This window comes from Enterobacter sp. SLBN-59 (assembly GCF_024807915.1).
GTDB classification, from domain to species: Bacteria; Pseudomonadota; Gammaproteobacteria; order Enterobacterales; family Enterobacteriaceae; genus Enterobacter; species Enterobacter asburiae_B.
Window position 1 is genome coordinate 2,311,278 of record NZ_JANUFI010000001.1, and the last position, 26,705, is coordinate 2,337,982.

At 58.0% G+C, this 26,705-nt stretch carries 21 protein-coding genes and 1 riboswitch; of the genes, 16 read left to right on the forward strand and 5 right to left on the reverse strand.

Going from position 1 to position 26,705, the window contains the following annotated elements; genetic code table 11:
• Positions 1 to 44: 44 nt before the first annotated feature.
• Positions 45 to 1,223, reverse strand: coding sequence for a sugar efflux transporter (locus M2422_RS11055; RefSeq protein WP_023310380.1), 1,179 nt, complete (start codon positions 1,221 to 1,223; stop codon positions 45 to 47).
• A gap of 119 nt (positions 1,224 to 1,342) precedes the next feature.
• Positions 1,343 to 1,495, reverse strand: coding sequence for a glucose uptake inhibitor SgrT (gene sgrT, locus M2422_RS11060; RefSeq protein ID WP_023334488.1), 153 nt, complete (start codon positions 1,493 to 1,495; stop codon positions 1,343 to 1,345).
• 88 nt (positions 1,496 to 1,583) lie between these two features.
• Here sgrT and sgrR point away from each other — a divergent pair, with 88 nt between their 5' ends.
• From sgrR to thiQ, 4 genes are all read left to right on the forward strand, one after another.
• On the forward strand, positions 1,584 to 3,239 hold the full coding sequence (sgrR, locus tag M2422_RS11065) for an HTH-type transcriptional regulator SgrR (RefSeq protein WP_033144620.1): 1,656 nt from the start codon (positions 1,584 to 1,586) through the stop codon (positions 3,237 to 3,239).
• 36 nt (positions 3,240 to 3,275) lie between these two features.
• Positions 3,276 to 3,376, forward strand: a riboswitch (TPP riboswitch).
• Between the two features lie 31 nt (positions 3,377 to 3,407).
• Positions 3,408 to 4,391, forward strand: a complete 984-nt coding sequence (gene thiB / locus M2422_RS11070) for a thiamine ABC transporter substrate binding subunit (protein ID WP_064673227.1) — start codon at positions 3,408 to 3,410, stop codon at positions 4,389 to 4,391.
• On the forward strand, positions 4,367 to 5,977 hold the full coding sequence (gene thiP, locus M2422_RS11075) for a thiamine/thiamine pyrophosphate ABC transporter permease ThiP (protein WP_064673226.1): 1,611 nt from the start codon (positions 4,367 to 4,369) through the stop codon (positions 5,975 to 5,977). Before thiB ends, thiP begins: the two co-directional genes overlap by 25 nt.
• Positions 5,961 to 6,662 carry a thiamine ABC transporter ATP-binding protein ThiQ gene (gene thiQ / locus M2422_RS11080; RefSeq protein ID WP_064673225.1) on the forward strand — a complete coding sequence of 234 codons (702 nt, stop codon included), beginning with the start codon at positions 5,961 to 5,963 and terminating at the stop codon, positions 6,660 to 6,662. Before thiP ends, thiQ begins: the two co-directional genes overlap by 17 nt.
• Before the next feature lie 43 nt (positions 6,663 to 6,705).
• On the opposite strand, the gene M2422_RS11085 is transcribed toward thiQ, so the two are convergent.
• Both M2422_RS11085 and araC read right to left on the reverse strand, forming a co-directional pair.
• Entirely contained in the window at positions 6,706 to 7,473 is a 768-nt protein-coding gene (locus M2422_RS11085; RefSeq protein WP_064673224.1) for a DedA family protein, read from the reverse strand.
• Positions 7,474 to 7,601: 128 nt separating this feature from the next.
• Complete coding sequence (gene araC, locus M2422_RS11090) at positions 7,602 to 8,447, reverse strand: arabinose operon transcriptional regulator AraC (protein WP_023310373.1); 846 nt, start codon at positions 8,445 to 8,447, stop codon at positions 7,602 to 7,604.
• 337 nt (positions 8,448 to 8,784) lie between these two features.
• On the opposite strand from araC, the gene araB reads away from it, so the two are divergent.
• The 6 genes from araB to rluA all read left to right on the forward strand — a co-directional run bounded on the left by araB (position 8,785) and on the right by rluA (position 18,889).
• Complete coding sequence (araB, locus tag M2422_RS11095; RefSeq protein ID WP_064673223.1) at positions 8,785 to 10,494, forward strand: ribulokinase; 1,710 nt, start codon at positions 8,785 to 8,787, stop codon at positions 10,492 to 10,494.
• A 10-nt stretch (positions 10,495 to 10,504) separates the two neighbouring features.
• Positions 10,505 to 12,007: an L-arabinose isomerase gene (araA, locus tag M2422_RS11100; protein WP_259142547.1), complete on the forward strand. Its 1,503-nt coding sequence runs from the start codon at positions 10,505 to 10,507 to the stop codon at positions 12,005 to 12,007.
• 47 nt (positions 12,008 to 12,054) lie between these two features.
• Positions 12,055 to 12,750, forward strand: coding sequence for an L-ribulose-5-phosphate 4-epimerase (araD, locus tag M2422_RS11105; RefSeq protein WP_039260840.1), 696 nt, complete (start codon positions 12,055 to 12,057; stop codon positions 12,748 to 12,750).
• 74 nt (positions 12,751 to 12,824) lie between these two features.
• Entirely contained in the window at positions 12,825 to 15,182 is a 2,358-nt protein-coding gene (gene polB, locus M2422_RS11110) for a DNA polymerase II (RefSeq protein ID WP_064673222.1), read from the forward strand.
• Between the two features lie 128 nt (positions 15,183 to 15,310).
• Positions 15,311 to 18,217 carry an RNA polymerase-associated protein RapA gene (gene rapA / locus M2422_RS11115; RefSeq protein WP_064673221.1) on the forward strand — a complete coding sequence of 969 codons (2,907 nt, stop codon included), beginning with the start codon at positions 15,311 to 15,313 and terminating at the stop codon, positions 18,215 to 18,217.
• A gap of 12 nt (positions 18,218 to 18,229) precedes the next feature.
• Positions 18,230 to 18,889, forward strand: coding sequence for a bifunctional tRNA pseudouridine(32) synthase/23S rRNA pseudouridine(746) synthase RluA (gene rluA, locus M2422_RS11120; RefSeq protein WP_167818870.1), 660 nt, complete (start codon positions 18,230 to 18,232; stop codon positions 18,887 to 18,889).
• Positions 18,890 to 18,917: 28 nt separating this feature from the next.
• Here the strand turns inward: rluA and djlA are convergent, their stop codons facing one another.
• Complete coding sequence (gene djlA, locus M2422_RS11125; RefSeq protein ID WP_008502016.1) at positions 18,918 to 19,733, reverse strand: co-chaperone DjlA; 816 nt, start codon at positions 19,731 to 19,733, stop codon at positions 18,918 to 18,920.
• A 239-nt stretch (positions 19,734 to 19,972) separates the two neighbouring features.
• On the opposite strand from djlA, the gene lptD reads away from it, so the two are divergent.
• The 6 genes from lptD to apaH are packed head-to-tail and all read left to right on the forward strand — an operon-like array spanning position 19,973 to position 26,702.
• Complete coding sequence (gene lptD / locus M2422_RS11130) at positions 19,973 to 22,324, forward strand: LPS assembly protein LptD (RefSeq protein ID WP_064673219.1); 2,352 nt, start codon at positions 19,973 to 19,975, stop codon at positions 22,322 to 22,324.
• 53 nt (positions 22,325 to 22,377) lie between these two features.
• Complete coding sequence (gene surA / locus M2422_RS11135) at positions 22,378 to 23,664, forward strand: peptidylprolyl isomerase SurA (protein ID WP_033144608.1); 1,287 nt, start codon at positions 22,378 to 22,380, stop codon at positions 23,662 to 23,664.
• Positions 23,664 to 24,650, forward strand: a complete 987-nt coding sequence (gene pdxA, locus M2422_RS11140; RefSeq protein ID WP_064673218.1) for a 4-hydroxythreonine-4-phosphate dehydrogenase PdxA — start codon at positions 23,664 to 23,666, stop codon at positions 24,648 to 24,650. The genes surA and pdxA overlap by 1 nt, the downstream gene beginning before the upstream one ends.
• Positions 24,647 to 25,468, forward strand: coding sequence for a 16S rRNA (adenine(1518)-N(6)/adenine(1519)-N(6))-dimethyltransferase RsmA (rsmA, locus tag M2422_RS11145; RefSeq protein ID WP_023310362.1), 822 nt, complete (start codon positions 24,647 to 24,649; stop codon positions 25,466 to 25,468). Before pdxA ends, rsmA begins: the two co-directional genes overlap by 4 nt.
• A 3-nt stretch (positions 25,469 to 25,471) precedes the next feature.
• Positions 25,472 to 25,849, forward strand: a complete 378-nt coding sequence (gene apaG / locus M2422_RS11150; protein ID WP_023310361.1) for a Co2+/Mg2+ efflux protein ApaG — start codon at positions 25,472 to 25,474, stop codon at positions 25,847 to 25,849.
• 4 nt (positions 25,850 to 25,853) lie between these two features.
• Positions 25,854 to 26,702, forward strand: a complete 849-nt coding sequence (apaH, locus tag M2422_RS11155) for a bis(5'-nucleosyl)-tetraphosphatase (symmetrical) ApaH (protein ID WP_023310360.1) — start codon at positions 25,854 to 25,856, stop codon at positions 26,700 to 26,702.
• The last annotated feature ends 3 nt before the right edge of the window (positions 26,703 to 26,705 follow it).

Here is a 26,705-nt window from a genome sequence, read left to right on the forward strand (position 1 = left end):
GTTCACAGAGCCCGGCGTTCCCGGGCTCCGTTTCGCTCATCCGATCACACGTCTTTTACGCGGCAGGTCAGCAGGAGCGTCACGACGGATAGCGCCGCAATCATCCAGTAGACAGACGCATGCCCGTAGCTTTGCGCCAGCGCCCCCTGAATCACGCCCGCCAGAATCACCCCGGTTGAAATGCTGTTGGTAAAAAGCGTGGTCGCCGAGCCGGCACGACCGGGCATGAGATCCTGAAACCAGAGCATGCCGATCCCGGCAACAATCCCAATAAACACGGCGTTAAACAGCTGCAGCGCCAGCAACGCTTCCCGCGAATGGAAAAGGATCAGCCCCGCGTAGAACAGCACCCCGGCCGCCACGGCGACAATCATCATCCTGCGCTTTCCAAAGCGCTTAACGTAGTAACCCGCCAGAATCATTGCCGGAATTTCCAGCCCGGCGGCAGTTCCCATTAAGATCCCCGCGAGCTTGTCCGGCAGGCCCAGATCGCTGCTGATCCACAGCGGCATATCGATGATGTACATGGTGTTGCAGGTCCACATCAGGGTGGAGGCAATAAACAGCATGCGGACGTTTTTGTCCTGCCAGCCGCTCACCTCGGTGACAGGTTTATCCGTCGTCTGTTCGACGCGCGCCACGGACGGCAGCGCGAAGGCAATCAGCGCCAGGCTGATGACAAAAATCCCGGCGGCGATGGAAAACATGGTGGTAAAGCCGTAGTTCAACGCCAGCATGAAGGCCAGCGGCGGACCAATGACCCACGCCAGCGAAAGCTGGGCGCGCATCACCGAGCTGAACATCACCACTTCACGCGCCGAGTTATCCGCATATTCACGGGCCAGCGCGAACAGCTGCGGCATGGCGGTGTTCGCCAGTGACGCCAGCAGCACGCCGCAGGTAATGAGCGTCAGATAATGACGGTTGAAGGCAAAGAGCAGCGCGTTTCCCACGGCCATGGCGCAGCAAAAGAGGATCAGCCTGCGGCGATCGCCCTGGCTGTCCGATCGTTTCGCCAGCGCGAGGCTGACCAGGATCCCGGCAATGGCGTTAACGGTGTAAAACAGGCCGACCCAAAACGGCTGCGCCCCCACCTCGCGGCTGAGAAACAGGCTCAGCGTCGGCGCCTGCAGCGCCCCCGCCACGCCCATCATAAAGGCCACCAGCATAAAAGCGGCATACACGCCGTTCAGGCGTCGCCCCATCGTCATCAACCAGAGCATGCGCAAGTCCTTGTGAGAGCGAATCGAAATTGGGTGAATAGTAAACGAAAAAAGCCAGCAAAAACATTTTGCTGGCGGGTGATAAGCACCAATACTCAGTCACACATGATCGAGGCGAGTTAGCGGGAAGAGGTCGGTGTTGTAACGTCCCACTGCATCAATTCTTCTAACGTTTTCAGCCGTTGCTCTGCACACCGGCGGGCCAGCCAGGACGATCCTTTTGTCGCTGAAAAGTACTGCTGATAGAACTGACGTGCGGTAGACCTCTTCATAATTTACCTCCTCGCTTCATCGGGGAGAATTATTGGCCTAATATAGGGATAAATAAATTGCTGGTTTTTTGTCAGGAGTTCCCCTTTTATGCCTTCCGGTCGTCTGCAACAACAGTTTATCCGCCTCTGGCAGTGCTGCGAGGGGCAATCTCAGGAGACTACGCTCAACGAGCTGGCTGACCTGCTTAGCTGCTCCCGCCGCCATATGCGCACGCTGCTCAACACCATGCAGCAGCAGGGCTGGTTAAGCTGGGAAGCGGAGGCGGGACGCGGCAAACGTTCGCGGCTGACCTTCCTCTATACCGGGCTGGCGCTGCAGCAGCAGCGCGCGGAAGATCTGCTCGAGCAGGACCGCATCGATCAGCTGGTACAGCTGGTTGGCGACAAAGCCGCCGTGCGCCAGATGCTGGTTTCCCATCTCGGGCGCAGCTTTCGTCAGGGCCGCCACATTCTGCGGGTGCTCTACTACCGTCCGATGAAAAATCTGTTGCCCGGCACGGCCTTACGCCGCTCAGAAACGCATATGGCCCGGCAAATCTTCAGCGGCCTGACGCGGATAAATGAGGAAAACGGGGAACTGGAGGCGGATATCGCGCATCACTGGCAGCAACTTTCCCCGCGCCACTGGCGCTTCTTTTTACGCCCCGGCATCCACTTTCACCACGGCCGCGAGCTGGAAATGCACGACGTCATCGCCTCCCTGGAACGTGCCCGCAGGCTACCGCTCTACTCGCATATCTCCCGCATCCACTCGCCCACGGCCTGGACGCTGGATATTGAGCTGTCGCAACAGGATAAGTGGCTTCCCTGGCTGCTGGGCTACGTGCCGTCGATGATTTTGCCCGGCGAGTGGGAATCAATGAACAATTTTGCCAGCCTGCCGATTGGCACCGGGCCTTACTCCGTGTCCCGCAATAACAGCAATCAGCTGAAAATCCGCGCGTTCGACGACTACTTTGGCTATCGGGCGCTCATCGACGAAGTGAACGTCTGGGTATTGCCGGATCTCAATGAAGACCTGAGCTGCGGGCTGACGCTGGAAGGCCCCACCACGGGAGAAAAAGCCGTGGAGAGTCGCCTCGAGGAAGGGTGTTACTATCTCCTGTTTGACCGCCGCACCCACCGTGGGGCAAACCAGGCCGTCCGCAAGTGGGTTAGCCACGTTTTGTCCCCTTCCAATCTGATTTACCATGCGGAAGAGCAGTACCAGACATACTGGTTCCCGGCGTACGGCCTGCTTCCGCGCTGGCACCACGCCCGCCCGGTGCACTGCGACAAACCCGCAGGGCTGGAGTCCATCACCCTGACCTACTACCGCGAACACGTGGAGCATCGTTTTATCGCCAGAATCATGACCCGGCTGCTGGCAGCCGAGGGGGTCACGTTAGAGGTCAGGGAAGTGGACTATGACGAATGGCATCAGGGGGAGATCGCCAGTGATATCTGGCTCAACAGCGCCAACTTTACCCTGCCGCTCGATTTTTCCCTTTTCTCGCATCTGTATGAAGTCCCGCTGATCCAGCACTGCATCGACCGTGACTGGCAGCAGGATGCCGCCCTGTGGCGCGCGGGCGAAATGAATCTTGCAGCGTGGTGCCAGCAGCTTCTGGCCGAGCAGGCGATCGTACCCTTGATCCACCACTGGCTGATGATCCAGGGCCAGCGCAGCATGCGCGGCCTGCGGATGAACACCCTGGGCTGGTTTGATTTTAAATCCGCCTGGTTTGCGCCGCCGGAGCCATAACGCTTTCGTAATATTCACCAAATCATTACAATAGCGCCGTTCTCAACGGGGTGCTGCATCACAGATGTGCGCTGAGATAATACCCGTCGAACCTGATCCGGATAACGCCGGCGAAGGGATTTGAGGCTGTCTCTCAAAATCCTTTGCCACTCAACTTTGAGGTGCAAAGTGTTAAAAAAAGTTCTCCCCCTGCTGGCGCTGTTTGCGCTGCCTGCTTTTGCGAAGCCCGTCCTGACGGTCTACACCTATGACTCCTTCTCTGCCGACTGGGGCCCTGGCCCGGTGGTTAAAAAAGCCTTCGAAGCTGACTGTAACTGCGAGCTGAAGTTCGTGGCGCTGGAAGATGGCGTATCGCTGCTCAACCGTCTGCGCATGGAAGGGAAAAACAGCAAGGCCGACGTAGTGCTCGGGCTGGATAACAACCTGCTGGAGGCCGCCTCGCAAACCAAACTGTTTGCCAAAAGCGGCGTCGCGGCAGATGCCGTTAACGTGCCGGGCGGCTGGAAAAACGACACCTTTGTGCCGTTCGACTATGGCTACTTTGCTTTTGTTTACGACAAAAATAAGCTGAAAAACCCGCCGAAGAGCCTGAAAGAACTGGTTGAGAGTGACCAGAAATGGCGCGTGATTTATGAAGATCCGCGCACCAGTACGCCAGGCCTGGGCCTGCTGCTTTGGATGCAAAAGGTTTACGGGGATAAAGCGCCGGAAGCGTGGCAGAAACTGGCCGCCAAAACCGTCACCGTGACCAAGGGCTGGAGCGAAGCCTATGGCCTGTTCCTGAAAGGCGAAAGCGACCTGGTGCTGAGCTACACCACCTCTCCGGCCTACCACATCATCGCCGAGAAGAAAGATAACTATGCTGCCGCTGATTTTGCTGAAGGGCACTATCTGCAGGTGGAAGTCGCCGCACGTACCGCCGCCAGCAAACAGCCGGAGCTGGCCGAGAAGTTCCTGAAATTTACGGTTTCACCGGCGTTCCAGAATGCGATTCCCGCAGGCAACTGGATGTATCCGGTCACGAACGTTGCGCTGCCCGCAGGTTTCGAGCAGCTGACCAAACCAAAAACCTCGCTGGAGTTTACGCCGCAGCAGGTCGCCGCGCAGCGTGCAGCATGGGTAAGTGAATGGCAACGCGCCGTCAGCCGTTGATTCCCGGCTGGTTACTTCCCGGGCTGCTCGCCGCCACAGTGATGGTGGCGGTCAGCCTGGGGGCTTTTCTTGCACTGTGGTTCAACGCGCCAGAGAGCGACATGCTCGCCCTCTGGCACGACAGCTACCTCTGGCACGTTATCCGGTTCTCCTTCTGGCAGGCGTCGCTCTCAGCCCTGCTGTCGGTGCTCCCGGCTATTTTTCTTGCGCGCGCCCTGTATCGCCGGCGTTTTCCAGGCAGGCTGGCACTGCTGCGCCTGTGCGCCATGACGCTGATCCTGCCCGTGCTGGTGGCGGTATTTGGGATCCTCAGCGTTTACGGTCGCCAGGGCTGGCTGGCTTTGCTGTTCGGCCAGCTTGGTCTGGAATGGTCATTCTCTCCTTACGGACTGCAGGGCATTCTGCTCGCACACGTGTTTTTCAATATGCCGATGGCAACGCGCCTCTTTTTGCAGGCGCTGGAGAACATTCCCGGCGAGCAGCGCCAGATTGCCGCCCAGCTCGGCATGCGCGGCGTTTCATTCTTCCGCTTTGTCGAATGGCCGTGGCTGCGCCGCCAGATCCCGCCCGTCGCGGCGTTAATCTTTATGCTCTGCTTTGCCAGCTTTGCCACCGTGCTGTCGCTCGGCGGCGGGCCGCAGGCCACCACCATTGAGCTGGCGATTTACCAGGCGCTGAGTTACGACTACGATCCCGGTCGCGCCGCGCTGCTGGCGATGGTGCAGATGGCGTGCTGCCTTGTGCTGGTGCTGTTGAGCCAGCGGCTGAGTAAAGCCATTCCCCCTGGCAGCAATCAAATAACCGGCTGGCGCGATCCGCAGGACAGCCTGCACAGCCGCGTTACCGATTTTATCCTGATCGCGCTGGCGCTCCTGCTTCTGCTGCCGCCGCTGATGGCCGTTATCGTTGACGGACTGAACCTCAATCTCATGTCCGTCCTGCAACAGCCCATCCTCTGGCAGGCGACCTGGTCCTCGCTACGTATCGCGCTGGCGGCAGGGTTACTGTGCGTCGTGCTGACCATGATGCTGCTGTGGAGCAGCCGTGAACTCTATGCCCGGCAGGCCCAAAAGGCCGGGCAGGCGCTGGAGCTGACGGGCATGCTGATTCTGGCGATGCCGGGCATCGTACTGGCGACGGGCTTCTTTTTACTGTTCAACAGCACCGTCGGCCTGCCGGAAAGGGCCGATGGCATTGTGATTTTCACCAACGCCCTGATGGCCATTCCTTACGCGCTCAAAGTGCTGGAAAACCCGATGCGCGACGTCAACAGCCGCTACGGTTTGCTGTGCCAGTCGCTGGGCATGCAGGGCTGGCAGCGGCTGAAGGTGGTGGAACTGCGCGCGCTAAAACGTCCGCTGGCGCAGGCGCTGGCGTTTGCCTGCGTGCTGTCGATTGGGGATTTTGGCGTGGTGGCTCTCTTTGGCAATGAAGATTTCCGCACGCTGCCATACTGGCTCTATCAGCAGATCGGCTCTTATCGCAGTCAGGACGGCGCGGTCACCGCGCTGTTACTGCTGCTGCTGTGCTTTGCCTTATTTACCGTTATCGAAAAACTTCCGGGGCGTGATGTTAAAACTGACTGATGTAACCTGGCTTTACCAGCATCTGCCGATGCGCTTCACGCTCTCCGCGCGCCAGGGGGAGATGATCGCCGTGCTTGGCCCAAGCGGCGCGGGAAAAAGCACGCTGCTTAATCTGATTGCGGGTTTTCTGCAGCCGGCAAGCGGTGCGATCGTCATTAACAATCAAGATCATACCTACACGCCGCCCGCGAAACGTCCGGTCTCAATGCTGTTTCAGGAAAACAACCTGTTTACCCATCTGACGGTGCGGCAAAACATCGCGCTGGGGATGCATCCGGGACTCAGGCTGAACGATGCCCAGCGCCAGAAGCTGGAGATCATTGCCGCCCAGATGGGGATCAACGAGTTCATCGACAGGCTGCCGGGCGAGCTTTCCGGCGGCCAGCGTCAGCGCGTGGCGCTGGCGCGATGCCTGGTGCGCGAGCAGCCGATACTGCTGCTGGATGAGCCGTTCTCGGCGCTCGATCCCGCGCTGCGCCAGGAGATGCTCGCCCTGGTTCAGGACGTCTGCCAGCGCCAGCAGCTGACGATGCTGATGGTTTCACACAGTATTGAGGATGCCGCCCGCATCGCCCCGCGATCGGTAGTGATTGCCGAAGGGCGTATTTTGTGGGATGGAAAAACAGAAGAACTGCTGAGCGGTAAAGCGGGGGCGTCTTCACTGTTGGGCATTCGTGCCGTCTGATGCCCTCACCCTGGCCCTCTCCCACGGGGAGAGGGAATAAACCTTAACGGCTCACCACCTTCAGCAGAATTTCGCCATATACCGGCATCAGCGGGTGACGAATCAGCGCAACCAGGGCTACCACAGCCACGCCAAGCGCCAGCGGGGCCAGCCACAAAAGGCGAGAGCGCGGAAGATAGCGCGTCAGGCGACCGACGCTGGCTTTCGCGCTGCGCCACAGCCGCCAGCAGAGCCATGCCGCCAGCCACAGCAGCACAGCCGTACCCAGCAGCAGCCACTTAAACTCACCGCTTTGCATACCGTCAGGGATATCGATGGCCGCGCCCGCGAGGATCCCCGGCAGGAAGTAGAACGGCGGCCAGAAGACGCAGCCGATAATGTTCGGCACCACGAATTTCGCGACGGGCAGATCCAGCATCCCCGCCACCATCGGCACCAGCGGACGCGTTGGCCCGACAAAGCGGCCGACGAGGATGGTAAACATGCTGTGCTGATGCAGCGCATGCTCGGTTTTATCCAGCAAGGCTTTGTTCTTTTTCATGAACGACCAGCGGTGCAGCGGCTTCTTAAAGCGCCAGCCCAGCCAGAAGGAGATCCAGTCGCCGAGCAGGCAGCCGATAATCCCGGCCAGCCACGCCTGCCAGAAATTAACCTCGCCGCTGCCAATCAGCGCCCCAAGTCCTGCCATCATCACGGTGCCGGGCAGGATCAGCCCAACCAGCGCCAACGATTCCAGAAACGCCACCAGCGCCACGGCGATGAGCGAGTACATAACGGACTGGGTAATAAAGTGTTCCAGCAATGCCTGCATAACTATTCCGGTCAGAAAACGAATCAGCGATTCTGCTTAGCGCCCCGCACCGCGTCAAGGCAACAATTGTCTGAATAGTTTACAGGTTGCTTTCTGCATTCACCTGTTTGTTTATCTTTTTTTACCGTTTATTCACATCCCGCGCGGAATTCGCTCGGGCTGGCGCCGGTGCATTTTTTAAATACCCGGGAGAAATAGAGCTGATCCTCAAAGCCCACGTTACGCCCCACGGTGGCGATCGGCATCCGGGTGGTGCTGAGCAGCAGCTTCGCCTGGCTGATGCGCTGATCCTCGCGCCAGCTCAATACGCTGACGCCCAGCTGCTGGCGGAACAGATGCGACAGCCGCGACGGCGACAGGCAGACGTGCTGAGCAACGCTGGCGATATCAAACTGGCTATCGGCCAGGTGGTCGCTGATGTACTGGCAGGCGTCGCGCACGCGGTTGTCCAGCGGGGGATTAAGCGATTCGTTAATCGCCTCCATCCGTCGCAGCAGCAGCTGTTCAAGCAGGTTAATCGCCAGCAGTTCGGCGTAGCGACCACCGGCCTGTCCCGCTTCGATAATCTGCGCAAAAAGCTCGCGAAACTGCGCCAGATGAACCTCATCCGGGCGATAAAAACCGGTATGCGCAAAAATGGCGGGCCACGAAAGCCACTCCTGCCAGTAGGCGCGCGGACGGAAATAGACCCACTGGTGATACCACTCTTTGGCATCCGGATGACGGCCATAGTGGTGGATCTCCCCCGGCGGGAACAGCAGGATATCGCCGGGGCGGCAGACAAACTGCTGGTCACCGTTCTTGATGATCCCTTCCCCTCGCACGGTCAGGTTGAGGATATACCCTTTCATGCCGAGCGGTCGGTCGACGTAAAAGTCGAGGTATCCCTCAGCCTCGATAGGGGTCAGTCCCGCCACAAGGTGCGCGTTAAACGAGTATCCCGGCAGCAGGGGATCGTTTTGCGTTTCGGCCATAGATTCAGTTCTCCCAAGGGTCCTGAAGGAAACCAATTGTCCATATCACTAAAAGCAGCTTTAAAATGGCCCGCGAAAAGATCCAAAAAGCATCACGCCGCTTTTACGTCCGCCATATTTCAGCCTTTCCCCCTGATTTCTCCGCCAGAGCAGGCAGATAACCAGTAACAAAAGTGTCTATAAGTGCGGCAGAAATGTCCACATTGAATATTTGCACGGCGTCACACTTTCCGTTGTAACAGCAATTTAGTCCATAAGATTAGCGGATCCTGCCTGACGACTTTTTTCCCCAGTCTCTAATGTTCTTCCATACCTGTTTTTTCGATGGAGCAACACCATGGCAATTGCGATTGGCCTCGATTTTGGCAGCGATTCGGTTCGCGCGCTGGCAGTGGACTGTACGTCCGGCCAGGAGATAGCAACCAGCGTTGAGTGGTACCCGCGCTGGCAAGAGGGGCGCTACTGCGATGCGCCTAACAACCAGTTCCGTCACCACCCGCGTGACTATATCGAGTCGATGGAAGCGGCGATCAAAACCGTTCTTGCCGAACTGACTGACGCCCAGCGGGCTGAGATTGTCGGAATTGGCGTCGACAGCACCGGCTCCACGCCTGCCCCGGTGGATGCCGAAGGCCGCGTGCTGGCGCTGCGCCCGGAGTTCGCCGACAACCCGAACGCCATGTTCGTGCTGTGGAAAGACCACACCGCCGTGGAAGAGGCCGAAGCCATTACGCGCCTGTGCCACCAGCCGGGCAAAAAGGACTACTCGCGCTACATCGGCGGGATTTATTCCAGCGAATGGTTCTGGGCCAAGATCCTCCACGTCACCCGTGCCGACGCAGCCGTTGCGCAGGCTGCGGCGTCATGGGTTGAACTGTGCGACTGGGTGCCTGCCCTGCTCTCCGGCACCACCCGCCCGCAGGATATCCGCCGCGGTCGCTGCAGCGCCGGGCATAAATCCCTGTGGCATGAAAGCTGGGGCGGCCTGCCTCCGGCCGCGTTCTTTGATGAACTCGACCCGATCCTCAACAAGAGCCTGACGTACCCGCTCTTTACCGACACCTTTACCGCCGATATTCCCGTCGGCACCCTCTGCGAAGAGTGGGCGACGCGCCTCGGCTTGCCGCAGAACGTGGCCATCTCGGGCGGTGCCTTTGACTGCCATATGGGCGCCGTGGGCGCGGGCGCACAGCCAAACACGCTGGTCAAAGTCATCGGGACCTCAACCTGCGACATCCTGACGGCGGATAAAGCCACCGTCGGCGACCGCGCGGTGAAAGGCATCTGCGGCCAGGTTGACGGCAGCGTGGTGCCGGACTTCATCGGTCTTGAAGCCGGTCAGTCCGCGTTTGGCGATATCTACGCCTGGTTTGGTCGCGTGCTCGGCTGGCCGCTGGACCAGCTGGCGGCGGCGCATCCTGAACTGAAAACCCAGATAGCCGACAGCAAAAAGCAGCTTCTGCCGCAGCTCACCGAAGCCTGGGCAAAAAATCCGTCTCTCGATCACCTCCCGGTGGTGCTGGACTGGTTTAACGGCCGCCGCACGCCGTTTGCCAACCAGCGCCTGAAAGGGGTGATCGCGGATCTCAACCTGGCGACCGACGCCCCTGCGCTGTTCGGCGGCCTGATTGCCGCAACGGCCTTCGGTGCCCGCGCCATTATGGAGTGCTTCACCGGACAGGGCATCGACGTGAACAACGTGATGGCGCTGGGCGGCATCGCCCGTAAAAACCCGGTGATCATGCAGGCCTGCTGCGACGTGCTGAACCGTCCGCTGCAGATTGTGGCCTCCGATCAGTGCTGCGCGCTGGGCGCGGCGATTTTCGCTGCCGTGGCCGCAGGCGTGCATGCCGACATTCCGACCGCACAGCAGCATATGGCGAGCGCCGTCGAAAACACGCTCCAGCCGCGCGCCCATCAGGCGCAACGCTTTGAACAGCTTTATCAGCGCTACCAGCAATGGGCAAAAAGCGCCGAACTTCACTATCTCCCTGTCGCCGCCCCGGCCAAAAGCACCGCGGACACTACGGCAACCCTGACCCATTAAGGACACGATGATGACCATTTTTAATAACTATGAAGTGTGGTTTGTGATTGGCAGCCAGCATCTGTACGGACCGGAAGCGCTGCAGCAGGTGACGAAACACGCAGAGCACGTCGTTAACGCGCTGAATGCGGAAGCCAAACTGCCGTGCAAACTGGTGCTGAAGCCGCTGGGCACAACGCCGGACGAAATTACCCACATCTGCCGCGACGCCAACTACTACGATAAATGCGCCGGTCTGGTGGTGTGGCTGCACACCTTCTCACCCGCCAAAATGTGGATCAACGGCCTGTCTATCCTCAACAAACCGCTGCTGCAGTTCCATACCCAGTTCAACGCCTCGCTGCCGTGGGACAGCATCGACATGGACTTTATGAACCTGAACCAGACCGCGCACGGCGGCCGCGAGTTCGGCTTCATCGGCGCGCGTATGCGCCAGCAGCACGCGGTGGTCACCGGCCACTGGCAGGATGGCAAAGCGCAACAGCGTATCGGCTCCTGGATGCGCCAGGCAGTATCCAAACAGGATACCCGCCATCTGAAAGTGGTGCGTTTCGGCGACAACATGCGTGAAGTGGCGGTCACCGACGGCGACAAAGTGGCCGCGCAGATCAAGTTCGGCTTCTCCGTGAATACCTGGGCCGTGGGCGACCTGGTGCAGGTGGTGAATGAAATCAGCGACGGCGACGTGAGCGCGCTGGTGGACGAGTACGAAAGCAGCTACCGCCTGACGCCTGCGGCACAAATCAACGGCGACAAGCGTCAGAACGTGCTGGACGCGGCGCGCATCGAGCTGGGCATGAAGCGCTTCCTGGAACAGGGCGGCTTCCACGCCTTTACCACTACCTTTGAAGACCTCCACGGCCTGAAACAGCTGCCGGGTCTGGCGGTACAACGTCTGATGCAGCAGGGCTACGGCTTTGCGGGCGAAGGCGACTGGAAAACTGCCGCTCTGCTTCGCATCATGAAGGTGATGTCGACCGGTCTGCAGGGCGGCACCTCCTTTATGGAGGACTACACCTATCACTTCGAAAACGGCAATGACCTGGTACTCGGCTCGCACATGCTGGAAGTGTGCCCGACGATCGCCGTGGAAGAGAAACCGATCCTCGACGTGCAGTACCTCGGCATCGGCGGCAAAGCCGATCCGGCGCGTCTGATCTTCAACACCCGTACGGGCCCGGCCATCAACGCCAGCCTGATCGACCTGGGCGATCGCTTCCGCCTGCTGGTGAACTGCGTCGATGCGGTTGAAACGCCGCACTCTCTGCCGAAACTGCCGGTCGCCAACGCCCTGTGGAAAGCACAGCCTGACCTGCCAACCGCCTCAGAGGCCTGGATCTTGGCCGGCGGCGCGCACCACACGGTGTTTAGCCACGCGCTGGATCTGAACGACATGCGTCAGTTCGCCGAGCTGCACGACATCGAGCTGACCGTGATTGATAACGATACCCGCCTGCCCGCCTTCAAAGACGCGCTGCGCTGGAACGAAGTCTATTACGGTTCAAAACGCTAAGTACGGAATGCCCGGTGACGCTACGCTCACCGGGCAGGGAGATAACGATGTTAGACGATCTCAAACGTCAGGTGCTCGAAGCCAACCTGGCGCTGCCGAAACATAATCTGGTCACCCTGACATGGGGCAACGTCAGCGCCGTTGACCGCGAAAAAGGCGTGTTCGTGATTAAGCCTTCCGGCGTGGATTACACGGTGATGACCGCAGACGATATGGTCGTTGTCAGCCTTGAGACCGGCGAAGTGGTCGAAGGTAAGAAAAAACCGTCCTCCGATACGCCGACTCACCGCCTGCTGTATCGGTCATTCCCGACCATCGGCGGCATCGTGCATACCCATTCGCGCCACGCCACCATCTGGGCGCAGGCGGGCCAGTCCATCCCGGCGACCGGCACCACGCACGCGGACTACTTTTACGGCACCATTCCCTGCACGCGTCTGATGACCGACGCCGAGATTAACGGCGAATATGAGTGGGAAACAGGCAACGTGATTGTCGAAACCTTCGAAAAACAGGGGATCGACGCCGCGCAGATGCCCGGCGTGCTGGTGCACTCCCACGGCCCGTTTGCCTGGGGTAAAAACGCGGAAGACGCGGTGCATAACGCCATCGTACTCGAAGAGGTCGCCTATATGGGGATCTTCTGTCGCCAGCTGGCGCCGCAGCTGCCGGATATGCAGCAAACCCTGCTGGATAAGCATTACCTGCGCAAGCACGGCGCGAAGGCCTATTACGGGCAGTAAACTGTATATAAACCCAGCATTAAAATCTTAACCAGGCTATAATCAGGCCTGGTTTTGTTTTCTGGGATAACGGCGTGGCGCAGGCGCAAGAAGGCTTTTTACTGACCCGACACTGGCGGGATACCCCTCAGGGCACCGAGGTCGCGTTCTGGCTGGCAACCGACAGCGGTCCGCTGCACGTTACGCTGCCCCCGCAGGAATCCGTGGCCTTTATTCCTGAAGCCCACGTCGAAAAGGTAAAGCAGCTGCTGCGCGGCGAAAACGGCTGGCGCATCACCCCGCTTGAGCTGAAGGATTTCCACCGTCAGCCGGTTTACGGCCTCTACTGTCGCGCCCATCGCCAGCTGATGCGCTATGAAAAGCTGCTCCGCGAGGCGGGCGTGACGCTCTATGAGGCCGATATCCGCCCACCGGAACGCTTTCTGATGGAGCGGTTCATCTCCGCCCCCGTCTGGGTCGACGGCACCGCGCATTGCGGCAGCCTCGTTAACGCGCGCCTGAAGCCGAATCCGCACTACCGCCCGCCGCTGAAGTGGGTCTCCCTGGATATCGAAACCACCCGTCACGGCGAACTGTACTGCATCGGTCTGGAAGGCTGCGGCGATCGGGTTGTTTATATGCTCGGGCCGCCGAATGGCGATGCGTCCGCGCTGGATTTCCGGCTTGAGTACGTCAACAGCCGCCCGCAGCTGCTGGAGAAGCTTAACCAGTGGTTTGCCGACAACGACCCCGACGTCCTGATCGGCTGGAACGTGGTGCAGTTCGACCTGCGCGTCCTGCAAAAGCACGCCGAGCGCTACCGCATCCCGCTGATGCTGGGGCGCGGAAACAGCGAGCTGGAATGGCGCGAACACGGTTTTAAGAACGGTATTTTTTTCGCGCAGGCCAACGGTCGCCTGATTATCGACGGCATTGAGGCGCTTAAGTCCGCCTTCTGGAACTTCTCTTCATTCTCCCTCGAAGCGGTCGCACAGGAGCTGCTTGGCGAAGGCAAATCCATCGACAACCCCTGGGACAGAATGGACGAGATCGACCGGCGCTTTAATGAAGATAAACCGGCGCTTGCCACCTATAACCTGAAAGACTGCGAGCTGGTCACGCAAATTTTCCACAAAACCGAGATTATGCCGTTCCTGCTGGAGCGCGCGACGGTAAACGGCCTGGCGGCAGACAGGCACGGCGGCTCCGTGGCGGCTTTTAGCCACCTCTATTTTCCGCGCATGCACCGGGCGGGATACGTCGCCCCCAACCTCGGGGACGTACCGCCGCAGGCAAGCCCCGGCGGGTACGTGATGGACTCCCGGCCAGGACTGTATGACTCGGTGCTGGTGCTGGACTACAAAAGCCTGTACCCGTCGATTATCCGTACCTTCCTGATCGATCCCGTCGGGCTGGTAGAGGGCATGGCCCAGCCGGACGATGAGCACAGCACCGAAGGTTTCCTCGGCGCACGCTTCTCGCGGGAAAAACACTGCCTGCCTGAAATCGTGGGAAACATCTGGCACGGCCGCGATGAGGCCAAGCGCCACGGCAACAAGCCGCTTTCACAGGCGCTGAAAATCATTATGAACGCCTTCTACGGCGTGCTGGGCACCAGCGCCTGCCGCTTCTTTGATCCGCGTCTGGCCTCCTCGATCACCATGCGCGGGCACGAGATCATGCGCCAGACCAAAGCGCTGATTGAGTCCCGGGGCTATGACGTCATCTACGGCGACACGGACTCCACCTTTGTGTGGCTTAAGGGCCCGCACTCTGAAGACGACGCCGCGCAAATCGGCAAAGCGCTGGTCGCCTTCGTGAACGACTGGTGGCAGGAACATTTGCAGAAAGAGCGGTTAACCAGCGCGCTGGAGCTGGAATTTGAAACCCATTTCGCCCGCTTTTTAATGCCCACCATTCGCGGCACCGATCAGGGCAGCAAGAAGCGCTACGCCGGGTTGATTCAGGAAGGCGACGCGCAGCGGATGGTTTTTAAAGGACTGGAGACGGTACGTACCGACTGGACGCCGCTGGCGCAGCAGTTCCAGCAGACGCTCTATCTGCGGGTGTTTCGCAATGAGCCGTATCAGGACTACGTGCGCGAGACGATAGCCAGCCTGATGGCGGGCGAACTTGACGCGCAGCTGGTATACCGCAAGCGCCTGCGCCGCCCGCTCGCGGAGTACCAGCGCAACGTTCCTCCGCACGTACGCGCCGCGCGCCTGGCGGATGAAGAAAACGTACGCCGTGGCCGCGCGCCGCAGTATCAAAACCGGGGAACCATCAAATACGTCTGGACCATTAGCGGCCCGGAACCCGTGGATTATCAGCACTCTCCGCTGGATTACGAACACTATCTGACGCGCCAGCTTCAGCCGGTTGCCGACGGAATTTTGCCCTTCATCGACGATGATTTTGCTACACTGGTTACAGGGCAACTTGGCCTATTTTGACGCGTGACGAAATGGCTGCCATCCAGTACCATAGCGCCCTTTCCATTCCTGGACCCATTTTTCGTTGACCGTCTTTTTTGACGGTAGTCGAACTATTGCCTGCAATTAAAGATTAGAGCCGAACAACTATGCCTTTTACACTTGGTCAACGCTGGATCAGCGATACAGAAAGCGAACTTGGACTAGGAACCGTCGTAGCAATCGATACGCGTATGGTTACCCTCCTCTTCCCTGCCACCGGTGAAAACCGTCTGTACGCTCGCAATGACTCCCCTGTAACCCGCGTGATGTTTAATCCGGGTGACACCGTGACCAGCCATGACGGCTGGCAGCTCAAGATTGAAGACGTAAAAGAAGAGAATGGACTGCTCGCCTACATTGGTACTCGTCTTGATACGGATGAAGCCAATGTCATCCTGCGTGAAGTGCTGCTCGACAGCAAACTGGTGTTCAGCAAGCCGCAGGACCGCCTGTTTGCCGGGCAAATCGACCGTATGGATCGCTTCTCCCTGCGCTATCGCGCGCGTAAGTTCCAGAGTGAACAGTACCGCATGCCGTGGAGCGGCCTGCGCGGCCAGCGCACCAGCCTGATCCCCCACCAGCTGAACATCGCCCACGACGTGGGCCGTCGCCACGCGCCGCGCGTGCTGCTGGCAGATGAAGTGGGTCTGGGTAAAACCATCGAAGCGGGCATGATCCTGCATCAACAGCTGCTTTCCGGCGCTGCCGAACGCGTGCTGATCGTGGTGCCAGAAACCCTGCAGCACCAGTGGCTGGTTGAGATGCTGCGCCGCTTTAACCTGCGTTTCTCCCTGTTCGACGATGAACGCTATGCCGAAGCGCAGCACGACGCCGACAACCCGTTTGAAACCGAACAGCTGGTCATTTGCTCCCTCGACTTCGTGCGCCGCAGCAAGCAGCGTCTTGAGCACCTGTGCGATGCCGAGTGGGACATTATGGTTGTTGACGAAGCGCACCACCTGGTCTGGAGCGAAGACGCGCCGAGCCGCGAATACATGGCTATCGAGCAGCTTGCGGAACGCGTGCCTGGCGTCCTGCTGCTGACCGCAACGCCGGAGCAGCTGGGTCTGGAAAGCCACTTCGCCCGTCTGCGCCTGCTCGATCCAAACCGTTTCCACGACTTTGCGCAGTTCGTGGAAGAACAGAATAACTACCGTCCGGTCGCCGATGCCGTCGCCATGCTGCTGGCGGGCAAGCGTCTTTCTGATGACGAACTCAACACCCTGAGCGATCTGATTGGCGAGCAGGATATCGAGCCGCTTTTGCAGGCTGCGAACAGCGAGAGCGACAACGCGGAATCCGCGCGTAAAGAGCTGATCGACATGCTGATGGACCGCCACGGCACCAGCCGCGTGCTGTTCCGAAACACCCGTAACGGCGTCAAAGGCTTCCCGAAACGCGAGCTGCATACGATTAAGCTGCCGCTGCCGACGCAGTATCAAACGGCGATTAAAGTCTCCGGCATTATGGGTGCGCGCAAAACCCAGGAAGAGCGCGCCCGCGACATGCTTTATCCGGAACAGATCTACCAGGAGTTCGAAGGCGATACCGGCACCTGGTGGAACTTCGATCCGCGCGTGGAGTGGCTGATGGGCTACCTGACCGCGCACCGCTCCCAGAAAGTGCTGGTGATCTGCGCCAAAGCGGCCACCGCGCTGCAGCTGGAGCAGGTCCTGCGCGAGCGCGAAGGTATTCGTGCCGCCGTGTTCCACGAGGGCATGTCCATCGTCGAGCGCGACCGCGCCGCGGCGTGGTTTGGGGAAGAGGACAGCGGCGCGCAGGTTCTGCTGTGCTCGGAAATCGGCTCTGAAGGCCGTAACTTCCAGTTCGCCAGCAACCTGGTGATGTTCGATCTGCCGTTTAACCCGGATCTGCTCGAGCAGCGTATTGGCCGTCTGGATCGTATCGGCCAGGCGCATGATATTCAGATCCACGTGCCGTATCTGGAAAAAACTGCCCAGTCCGTGCTGGTACGCTGGTTCCACGAAGGTCTGGACGCGTTTGAACATACATGCCCGACGGGCCGCACCATTTACGATCAGGTGCATGGCGATCTGATCGGCTACCTGGCCGCGCCGGAAAACACGGAAGGGTTTGATGAGCTGATCAAGTCCTGCCGTGAGAAGCACGACGCGCTGAAAGCGCAGCTGGAGCAAGGGCGTGACCGCCTGCTGGAGATCCACTCCAACGGCGGTGAAAAAGCGCAGGCGCTTGCCGAGAGCATTGAAGAGCAAGATGATGACACCAGTCTCATCAGCTTCTCCATGAACCTGTTCGACATCGTCGGCATCAACCAGGACGATCGCGGCGAGAACCTGATTGTCCTGACTCCGTCCGATCACATGCTGGTTCCGGATTTCCCGGGCCTGCCGGAAGATGGCTGTACCATCACCTTTGAGCGTGACGTGGCGCTGTCCCGCGAAGACGCCCAGTTTATCACCTGGGAACACCCGCTGATCCGCAACGGTCTGGACCTGATCCTCTCCGGCGATACCGGCAGCAGCACCATCTCCCTGTTGAAAAACAAGGCGCTGCCGGTGGGCACCCTGCTGGTGGAGCTGATCTACGTTGTGGAAGCGCAGGCGCCGAAACAGCTGCAGCTCACCCGCTTCCTGCCGCCAACACCGGTGCGTCTGCTGCTGGATAAAAACGGCACGAACCTGGCGGGACAGGTTGAATTCGAGAGTTTCAACCGACAGCTGAGTGCGGTAAACCGCCATACGGGCAGCAAGCTGGTGAACGCGGTACAGCAGGATGTGCACGCTATTCTGCAACTGGGCGAAACCCAGATTGAAAAAGCGGCCAGAGCGCTGATTGACGCCGCGCGCAGTGAAGCCGACGAGAAACTGTCTGCGGAGCTGTCCCGTCTGGAAGCGTTAAAAGCGGTCAACCCGAACATCCGCGACGACGAGCTGGCTGCGATTGAAAGCAACCGTCAGCAGGTGCTGGAAAGCCTGAATCAGGCTGGCTGGCGTCTGGATGCCCTGCGTCTTATCGTTGTGACGCATCAGTAAACGGAGCGCAAGATGGTGATGGAGCCTTACAATCCGCCTCAGGATCCCTGGCTGGTCATTCTGTATCAGGATGAACATATTATGGTGGTCAACAAGCCCAGCGGCCTGTTATCCGTGCCGGGGCGTCTGGACGAGCACAAGGACAGCGTGATGATGCGCATTCAGCGCGATTATCCGCAGGCGGAGTCTGTCCATCGCCTGGATATGGCCACCAGCGGCGTGATTGTGGTGGCGCTGAACAAAGCGGCGGAACGCGAGTTAAAGCGCCAGTTCCGCGAGCGCGAGCCGAAAAAGCAGTATGTCGCCCGCGTCTGGGGCCACCCCGCAAAGGCGGAAGGGCTGGTAGATTTACCGCTGATCTGCGACTGGCCAAACCGGCCTAAGCAGAAGGTGTGTTACGAAACCGGCAAGGCCGCGCAGACCGAGTACGAAGTGCTGGAGTACGCGCCGGATAATACCGCGCGCGTCCTGCTTAAGCCGATTACCGGACGTTCGCACCAGCTGCGCGTGCATATGCTCGCCCTGGGTCATCCGATTTTGGGCGACAGGTTTTACGCGCCGCCTGAAGCGCTGGCCTTAGCGCCACGTCTGCAGCTGCACGCGCAGACGCTCACCATCACCCATCCGGCCTTCGGTAACGCGATGACGTTTAAAGCCCCGGTGGACTTCTAAAAAAAAGCCCGACATCGTCGGGCTTTTTTTATTTGAAACCTTTCTTCTCTTTAATGAGCTCGTACGCCTTCTGGATTTCCTGCGCTTTTTGCTTCGCCATCTCCATCATCTCTGGCGGTAAGCCTTTCGCGACCAGTTTGTCCGGATGGTGTTCGCTCATGAGCTTACGATAGGCACGTTTAATCGTGGTCTGATCGTCAGAGGGCTTAACGCCAAGCACGTTGCAGGCGTCTTCCAGCGTCGGACCACGCTGCGCCTGCTGCCAGGCACCGCCGGACGACTGCTGGTGATAGCCGCCGCCAAACTGCGCCCCGCCCTGCATCATGCGCAGGAACTGGTCGAACTGCATGCGGGAGATGCCCAGCTCTTCCGCAATGACGTACAGCACGTCACGTTCATTAGGGTGAAGTGAACCGTCTGCGAAAGCCGCCTGGATTTGAATTTCCAGAAACATCCGAATTAAATCAAAACGTCCAAAGCAGATGCTGCGGAACTGACGCATTTTTTCGCGAAGCGGATAATTATCCGACTTACCGATGCGAAACGCATTTTGCGCTTCCAGACGGGAGTCGCCGTGCAGATTCATGCGATCCATAAAGACGCTGGCAATCTGAATATCGGCTTCTGTGACACGCCCTTTGGATTTGGTTAAGTGCCCCATGACCTCAAAGGTGGTGGAGAAAAAGAGTGACTGACGCTCGCGCTGATTGGCAAACCAGGCCATTTTGCGGCTGCGCGCCTTATCAAACATATGGCCGATAATAAGCCCAAGCACAATCCCCCAGAACCCGGCACCCATGATGATGGCGAACGCAACGCCGATTATTTTACCCCAATACTGCATATACTCCCCGGATAGTCATATTCCTTGCCGACGCAACGTCATCATCACTGTGTTCAAGTCACGGTCAATTGAAGGACATCGCCTATAATTTGCTTTATCATACTCGTCATTCGATAGCGAGCCTAACACTCTGGCACGCAAACGGGCAGGATTAACGCTGGTACTGCGCAGATGAGTAAGATAGTCTCTGAGCGTTTGTAAGCCGTAGCCACTGATGACGGAACAATAAAATACAACGTATGAAAAAACGTATCCCCACCCTCCTGGCCACAATGATTGGCTCCGCCCTGTACAGTCAACAGGGTCTGGCGGCCGATCTCGCCTCGCAGTGTATGCTTGGCGTTCCAAGTTATAATCGCCCACTGGTGAGTGGCGATACAAATAGCTTGCCGGTAACCATTACTGCCGACAGTTCGAAAGGGACTTACCCTGACAATGCCACCTTTACGGGCAATGTCGATATTAACCAGGGCAATAGCCGCCTGCAGGCAGATGAAGTGCAATTGCACCAGAAGCAGCCGGAAGGTGCGGCCGAGCCGGTACGAACGGTGGATGCGCTGGGTAATGTGCACTATGACGACAATCAGGTCATCCTGAAAGGTCCGAAAGCCTGGTCAAACCTGAATACTAAAGATACTAACGTCTGGAAAGGTGATTACCAGATGGTGGGTCGCCAGGGGCGCGGCGACGCTGACCTGATGAAACAGCGCGGTGAAAACCGCTATACGATCCTGGAAAACGGTACGTTCACGTCATGTCTACCGGGTTCCAATACCTGGAGCGTGGTCGGGAGCGAGGTTATCCATGACCGCGAAGAACAGGTCGCAGAGATCTGGAACGCCCGCTTTAAGCTGGGTCCGGTGCCCATATTCTATAGCCCTTATCTGCAGCTTCCCGTGGGTGACAAACGTCGCTCCGGTTTCCTGATCCCGAATGCCAAATACAGCACGTCGAACTACTTTGAGTTCTACCTGCCGTATTACTGGAACATCGCGCCAAACATGGATGCGACGATCACGCCGCACTATATTCACAAGCGCGGCAACATCATGTGGGAGAACGAGTTCCGCTATCTGACCCACGCCGGTGCGGGTCTGATGGAGCTGGATTATCTGCCGTCGGATAAAGTCTTCCAGGACGAGCATCCGACCGAAGGCGATAAACACCGTTGGATGTATTTCTGGCAGCATTCCGGGGTAATGGATCAGGTCTGGCGTTTTAACGTTAACTACACCAAGGTCAGTGACCCGAACTACTTCAACGATTTCTCGTCAAAATACGGTTCGAGTACCGACGGTTATGCCACGCAGATCTTCAGCGTTGGCTATGCGGTGCAGAACTTCGATGCGACGGTAACCAACAAGCAGTTCCAGGTGTTCTCCAGCCAGACCGCGAGTACCTATGGTGCCGAGCCGCAGCTGGACGTTAACTGGTACCAGAATGACGTGGGTCCGTTCGACACCCGTATTTATGGTCAGGCGGTGCATTTTGTAAACACCAATTCCAATATGCCGGAAGCCACCCGAGTTCACCTGGAGCCCGTCATCAACTTGCCATGGTCGAATGACTGGGCAAGCCTGAACACGGAAGCCAAGCTGATGGCGACACACTATCAGCAAAAAAATATTGATGATTACAACACCAGCAACAACGCTCATCTAGAGGAAAGCGTAAACCGTACGCTTCCACAGTTCAAAATGGACGGTAAGCTGATCTTCGAACGCAATATGGGACTTCTGGCGGATGGCTATACCCAGACGCTGGAGCCACGTATGCAGTACCTGTATGTGCCTTATCGCGATCAGAGCAACATCAATAACTATGACTCCTCTTTACTGCAATCTGATTACAGCGGCCTGTTCCGCGACCGTACCTACGGTGGCCTTGACCGCATCGCCTCAGCGAACCAGTTAACGACCGGGGTCACATCACGCGTTTATGATGACGCTGCCGTTGAACGTTTTAACGTTTCTGTTGGTCAAATCTACTATTTCACCGAGTCTCGCACCGGCGATGACAATATTAAGTGGGAGAAAGATAACAAGACAGGTTCGCTGATTTGGGCTGGTGATACCTACTGGCGTATGACCGATCGTTGGGGTCTTCGCGGTGGCGTGCAATATGACACCCGTCTCGACAATATCGCCAACAGTACGGCGGCGATTGAGTACCGCCGGGATGAAGATCGTATGGTGCAGTTGACCTATCGTTATGCCAGCCCGGAATATATTCAGGCGACGTTACCAAACTATGGTACTGCAGAGCAGTATAAAGACGGTATTTCGCAGGTGGGTGGCGCAGCGAGCTGGCCAATCGCCGACCGCTGGTCAATCGTAGGCGCTTACTACTTTGACACTAACGCTAATAAACCTGCTGACCAGATGGTGGGTCTGCAATATAACTCCTGCTGTTACGCGCTGCGTGTCGGCTACGAACGCAAGCTTAACGGCTGGAACAGTGAAAACAATCAGAGCAAATACGATAACGTGATTGGCTTTAACTTCGAGTTACGCGGCCTGAGTTCCAACTACGGTCTGGGTACGCAGAAAATGCTGCGCTCGAATATTCTGCCGTACAGTAGCGCCTTGTAATGTGCTTGATTTGCAACGTAATCCGCTTTGCGGTTAATTGAAATGGAAAAAGTATGAAGAACTGGAAAACGCTGCTGCTCGGTGTCGCTATGGTTGCGAATACCAGCTTCGCCGCCCCCCAGGTTGTTGATAAAGTCGCTGCTGTGGTTAACAACGGCGTCGTGCTTGAAAGTGACGTTGACGGTCTGATGAAATCGGTGAAGCTCAATTCGGGCGAAGCCGGTCAACAGCTTCCGGATGACGCTACGCTGCGCCACCAGATCCTGGAGCGTCTGATCATGGATCAGATCGTTCTGCAGATGGGGCAGAAAATGGGTGTGAAGATCACTGACGAGCAGCTCGATCAGGCGATCGCTAACATCGCGAAGCAGAACAATATGTCTTTAGACCAGATGCGCAGCCGCCTGGCCTATGACGGCATCAGCTACGCCACCTACCGTAATCAGATCCGTAAAGAGATGCTGATTTCGGAAGTGCGTAACAACGAAGTGCGTCGCCGCGTCACCATCCTGCCTCAGGAAGTGGACGCGCTGGCAAAACAGGTGGGTAACCAGAACGATGCGAGCACAGAGCTGAACCTGAGCCACATTCTGATCCCACTGCCAGAGAACCCAACGTCCGATCAGGCTGCGGAAGCCGAAAGCCAGGCGCGTTCGATTGTTGAACAGGCGCGTAACGGCGGCGACTTTGGCAAGCTGGCAATCACCTACTCCGCTGACCAACAGGCGCTGAAAGGCGGCCAGATGGGCTGGGGACGTATTCAGGAGCTGCCATCTATCTTTGCCCAGGCGCTGAGCACGGCGAAGAAAGGGGATATCGTTGGTCCTATCCGTTCAGGCGTGGGCTTCCACATTCTGAAGGTGAACGATCTGCGCGGCCAGAGCCAAAATATCTCCGTCACCGAAGTTCACGCTCGCCACATTCTTCTGAAACCGTCACCGATCATGACTGACGATCAGGCGCGTGTGAAGCTGGAACAGATCGCAGCTGACATTAAGAGCGGTAAAACCTCATTTGCGAAAGCAGCAAAAGAGTTCTCTCAGGATCCAGGCTCTGCTAACCAGGGCGGCGATCTGGGCTGGGCGGCTGCGGATATTTACGATCCTGCCTTCCGCGATGCGTTGATGAAGCTGAACAAAGGCCAGATCAGCGCGCCGGTCCACTCTTCATTCGGCTGGCATCTGATCGAGCTGATGGACACCCGTAACGTTGATAAAACGGATGCGGCACAGAAAGACAGAGCATACCGTATGCTGTTTAACCGTAAGTTCTCTGAAGAAGCAGCGACCTGGATGCAGGAACAACGCGCCAGCGCTTACGTGAAAGTTCTGAGCAACTAATGAAACAGCATCGTGTTGTTATCACGCCCGGCGAACCCGCCGGGATTGGGCCTGACCTCGTTGTCCAGCTCGCCCAGCGCAGCTGGCCGGTAGAACTGGTTGTCTGCGCCGATGCAACACTGTTACAAGACCGGGCAACGCTGCTCGGTCTGCCTTTAACGCTCATCCCTTACGTTGAAGGCCAACAGCCAGCACCGCAGCAAGCCGGTACCCTCACCCTTCTTTCTGTTCCCCTTCGTACGCCGGTTATTCCGGGCCAGCTCTGCACGGAAAACGGCCACTATGTCGTTGAAACCCTGGCGCGCGCCTGCGACGGTTGCCTGAAGGGCGAATTTGCCGCCCTTATTACCGGCCCCGTCCACAAAGGCGTCATCAACGAAGCGGGTATACCCTTTACCGGGCATACGGAGTTCTTCGAAGAGCGCTCGCACAGCCCGAAAGTGGTGATGATGCTGGCGACGGAGGAAATGCGCGTTGCGCTGGTGACTACCCATCTGCCGATCAGAGCCATTCCTGATGCGATCACCCCTGAACTCCTGCGCGAGATCATCGGGATTTTGCACCACGATCTGCAGACAAAGTTTGGGATCCCGCAGCCGCACGTGCTGGTCTGCGGCCTGAATCCGCACGCCGGAGAAGGCGGGCACATGGGAACCGAAGAGATCGACACCATTATTCCGGTGCTCGACGAAATGCGGGCGAAGGGGATGAACCTCAGCGGGCCGCTGCCTGCAGATACCCTTTTCCAGCCGAAATACCTGGATAATGCCGACGCCGTGCTCGCGATGTACCACGATCAGGGCCTGCCCGTGCTAAAATACCAGGGCTTTGGCCGCGGGGTGAATATCACCCTCGGTTTACCCTTTATTCGAACGTCCGTTGACCACGGTACTGCGCTGGATCTGGCAGGCCAGGGGAAAGCGGATGTCGGCAGTTTTATTACGGCGCTTAATCTCGCCATCAAAATGATTGTTAATACTCAATGACTAATCGAGTCCATCAGGGCCACTTAGCCCGTAAACGTTTCGGGCAAAACTTCCTTAACGATCAGTTCGTGATCGAAAGCATTGTCTCGGCTATTAATCCGCAAAAAGGTCAGGCGATGGTCGAAATCGGCCCGGGCCTTGCCGCGCTGACCGAGCCGGTAGGCGAACGCCTCGACGAGCTGACCGTCATCGAACTGGACCGCGATCTGGCCGCACGCCTGCAAACGCACCCGTTCCTCGGGCCGAAGCTGACCATCTATCAGCAGGACGCCATGACCATGAACTTTGGCGAGCTGTCCGAAAAAATGGGCCAGCCGCTGCGCGTCTTCGGCAACCTGCCGTACAACATCTCCACGCCGCTCATGTTCCACCTCTTTAGCTATACTGATGCCATTGCCGACATGCACTTCATGTTGCAAAAAGAGGTTGTTAACCGTCTGGTTGCAGGCCCGAACAGTAAAGCGTATGGTCGTTTAAGTGTGATGGCACAGTATTACTGCAACGTGATCCCGGTACTCGAAGTACCGCCGTCAGCGTTCACACCACCACCGAAAGTGGATTCAGCGGTTGTGCGCCTTGTGCCGCACAAGACGAAACCGTATCCGGTTAAAGATCTGCGCGTACTGAGCCGCATTACCACAGAAGCCTTTAACCAGCGCCGTAAAACGATCCGTAACAGCCTGAGCAATTCGTTTACCGTTGAGGTGTTAGCCGAGCTGGGGATCGACCCGGCAATGCGTGCGGAGAACATTTCCGTAGAGCAGTACTGCAAGCTGGCTAATTACATCAGCGATAATGCGCCGCCGAAGGAGAGTTAAGCCATGATTGATTCGCCCCGCGTATGTGTCCATGTACAAAGCGTCTATGTTGAATCACAGTCCTCACCGGACGAAGAACGTTTTGTTTTCGCTTACACCGTGACCATTCGCAATCTGGGGCGGATGCCCGTGCAGCTGCGCGGGCGCTACTGGCTTATCACTAACGGCAATGGCCGCGAAATCGAAGTTCAGGGCGAAGGTGTGGTTGGTGAACAGCCCCACATCGCCCCTGGCGAAGAGTACCAGTACACCAGCGGCGCGGTGATTGAAACGCCGATGGGTACCATGCAGGGCCATTATGAAATGGTCGACGTCGATGGCAATGATTTCCGCGTTGCCATTCCTGTGTTCCGTCTCGCCGTAACCACACTCATTCATTAATCTAATGTCTACATATCTGATTGGCGACGTTCACGGTTGCTACGATGAACTGATCGCATTATTAAAACAGGTCGACTTTACGCCAGGACAGGACACGCTCTGGCTGACGGGCGATTTAGTCGCGCGTGGCCCCGGCTCCCTTGAAGTATTACGTTTCGTCAAATCGCTGGGCGATAGCGTGCGCATGGTGCTGGGCAATCACGATCTGCATCTGCTGGCGGTTTTCGCCGGGATCAGCCGCAACAAACCTAAAGATCGCCTCACCCCACTGCTGGATGCGCCGGACGCGGACGATCTGATTAACTGGCTGCGCCGTCAGCCCCTGCTGCAGATCGACGAAGAGAAAAAGCTGGTCATGGCGCATGCCGGGATCACCCCGCAATGGGATCTTGAGACGGCGAAAACCTGCGCGCGTGACGTTGAGGCGGTGCTGGCAAGCGACTCGTATCCTTTCTTCCTCGATGCCATGTACGGCGATATGCCGAACCACTGGAGCGAGGATCTCAGCGGTCTGGCCCGTCTGCGCTTTATCACCAACGCGTTCACCCGCATGCGCTTCTGCTTCCCGAACGGACAGCTGGATATGTATTCCAAAGAGACGCCGGAGAGCGCGCCCGCGCCGCTCAAGCCGTGGTTTGCCATTCCGGGGCCGGTGACAAGCGAGTACAGCGTGGTATTTGGTCACTGGGCTGCACTGGAAGGAAAAGGCACACCGGAAGGGATTTACGGTCTGGATACCGGATGCTGCTGGGGCGGAGAGTTAACCTGCTTACGCTGGGAAGATAAAGCTTACTTTGTGCAGCCGTCCAACCGACAGCTGGACCTGGGGGAAAGCGAGGCCGTTGCCTCCTGATAC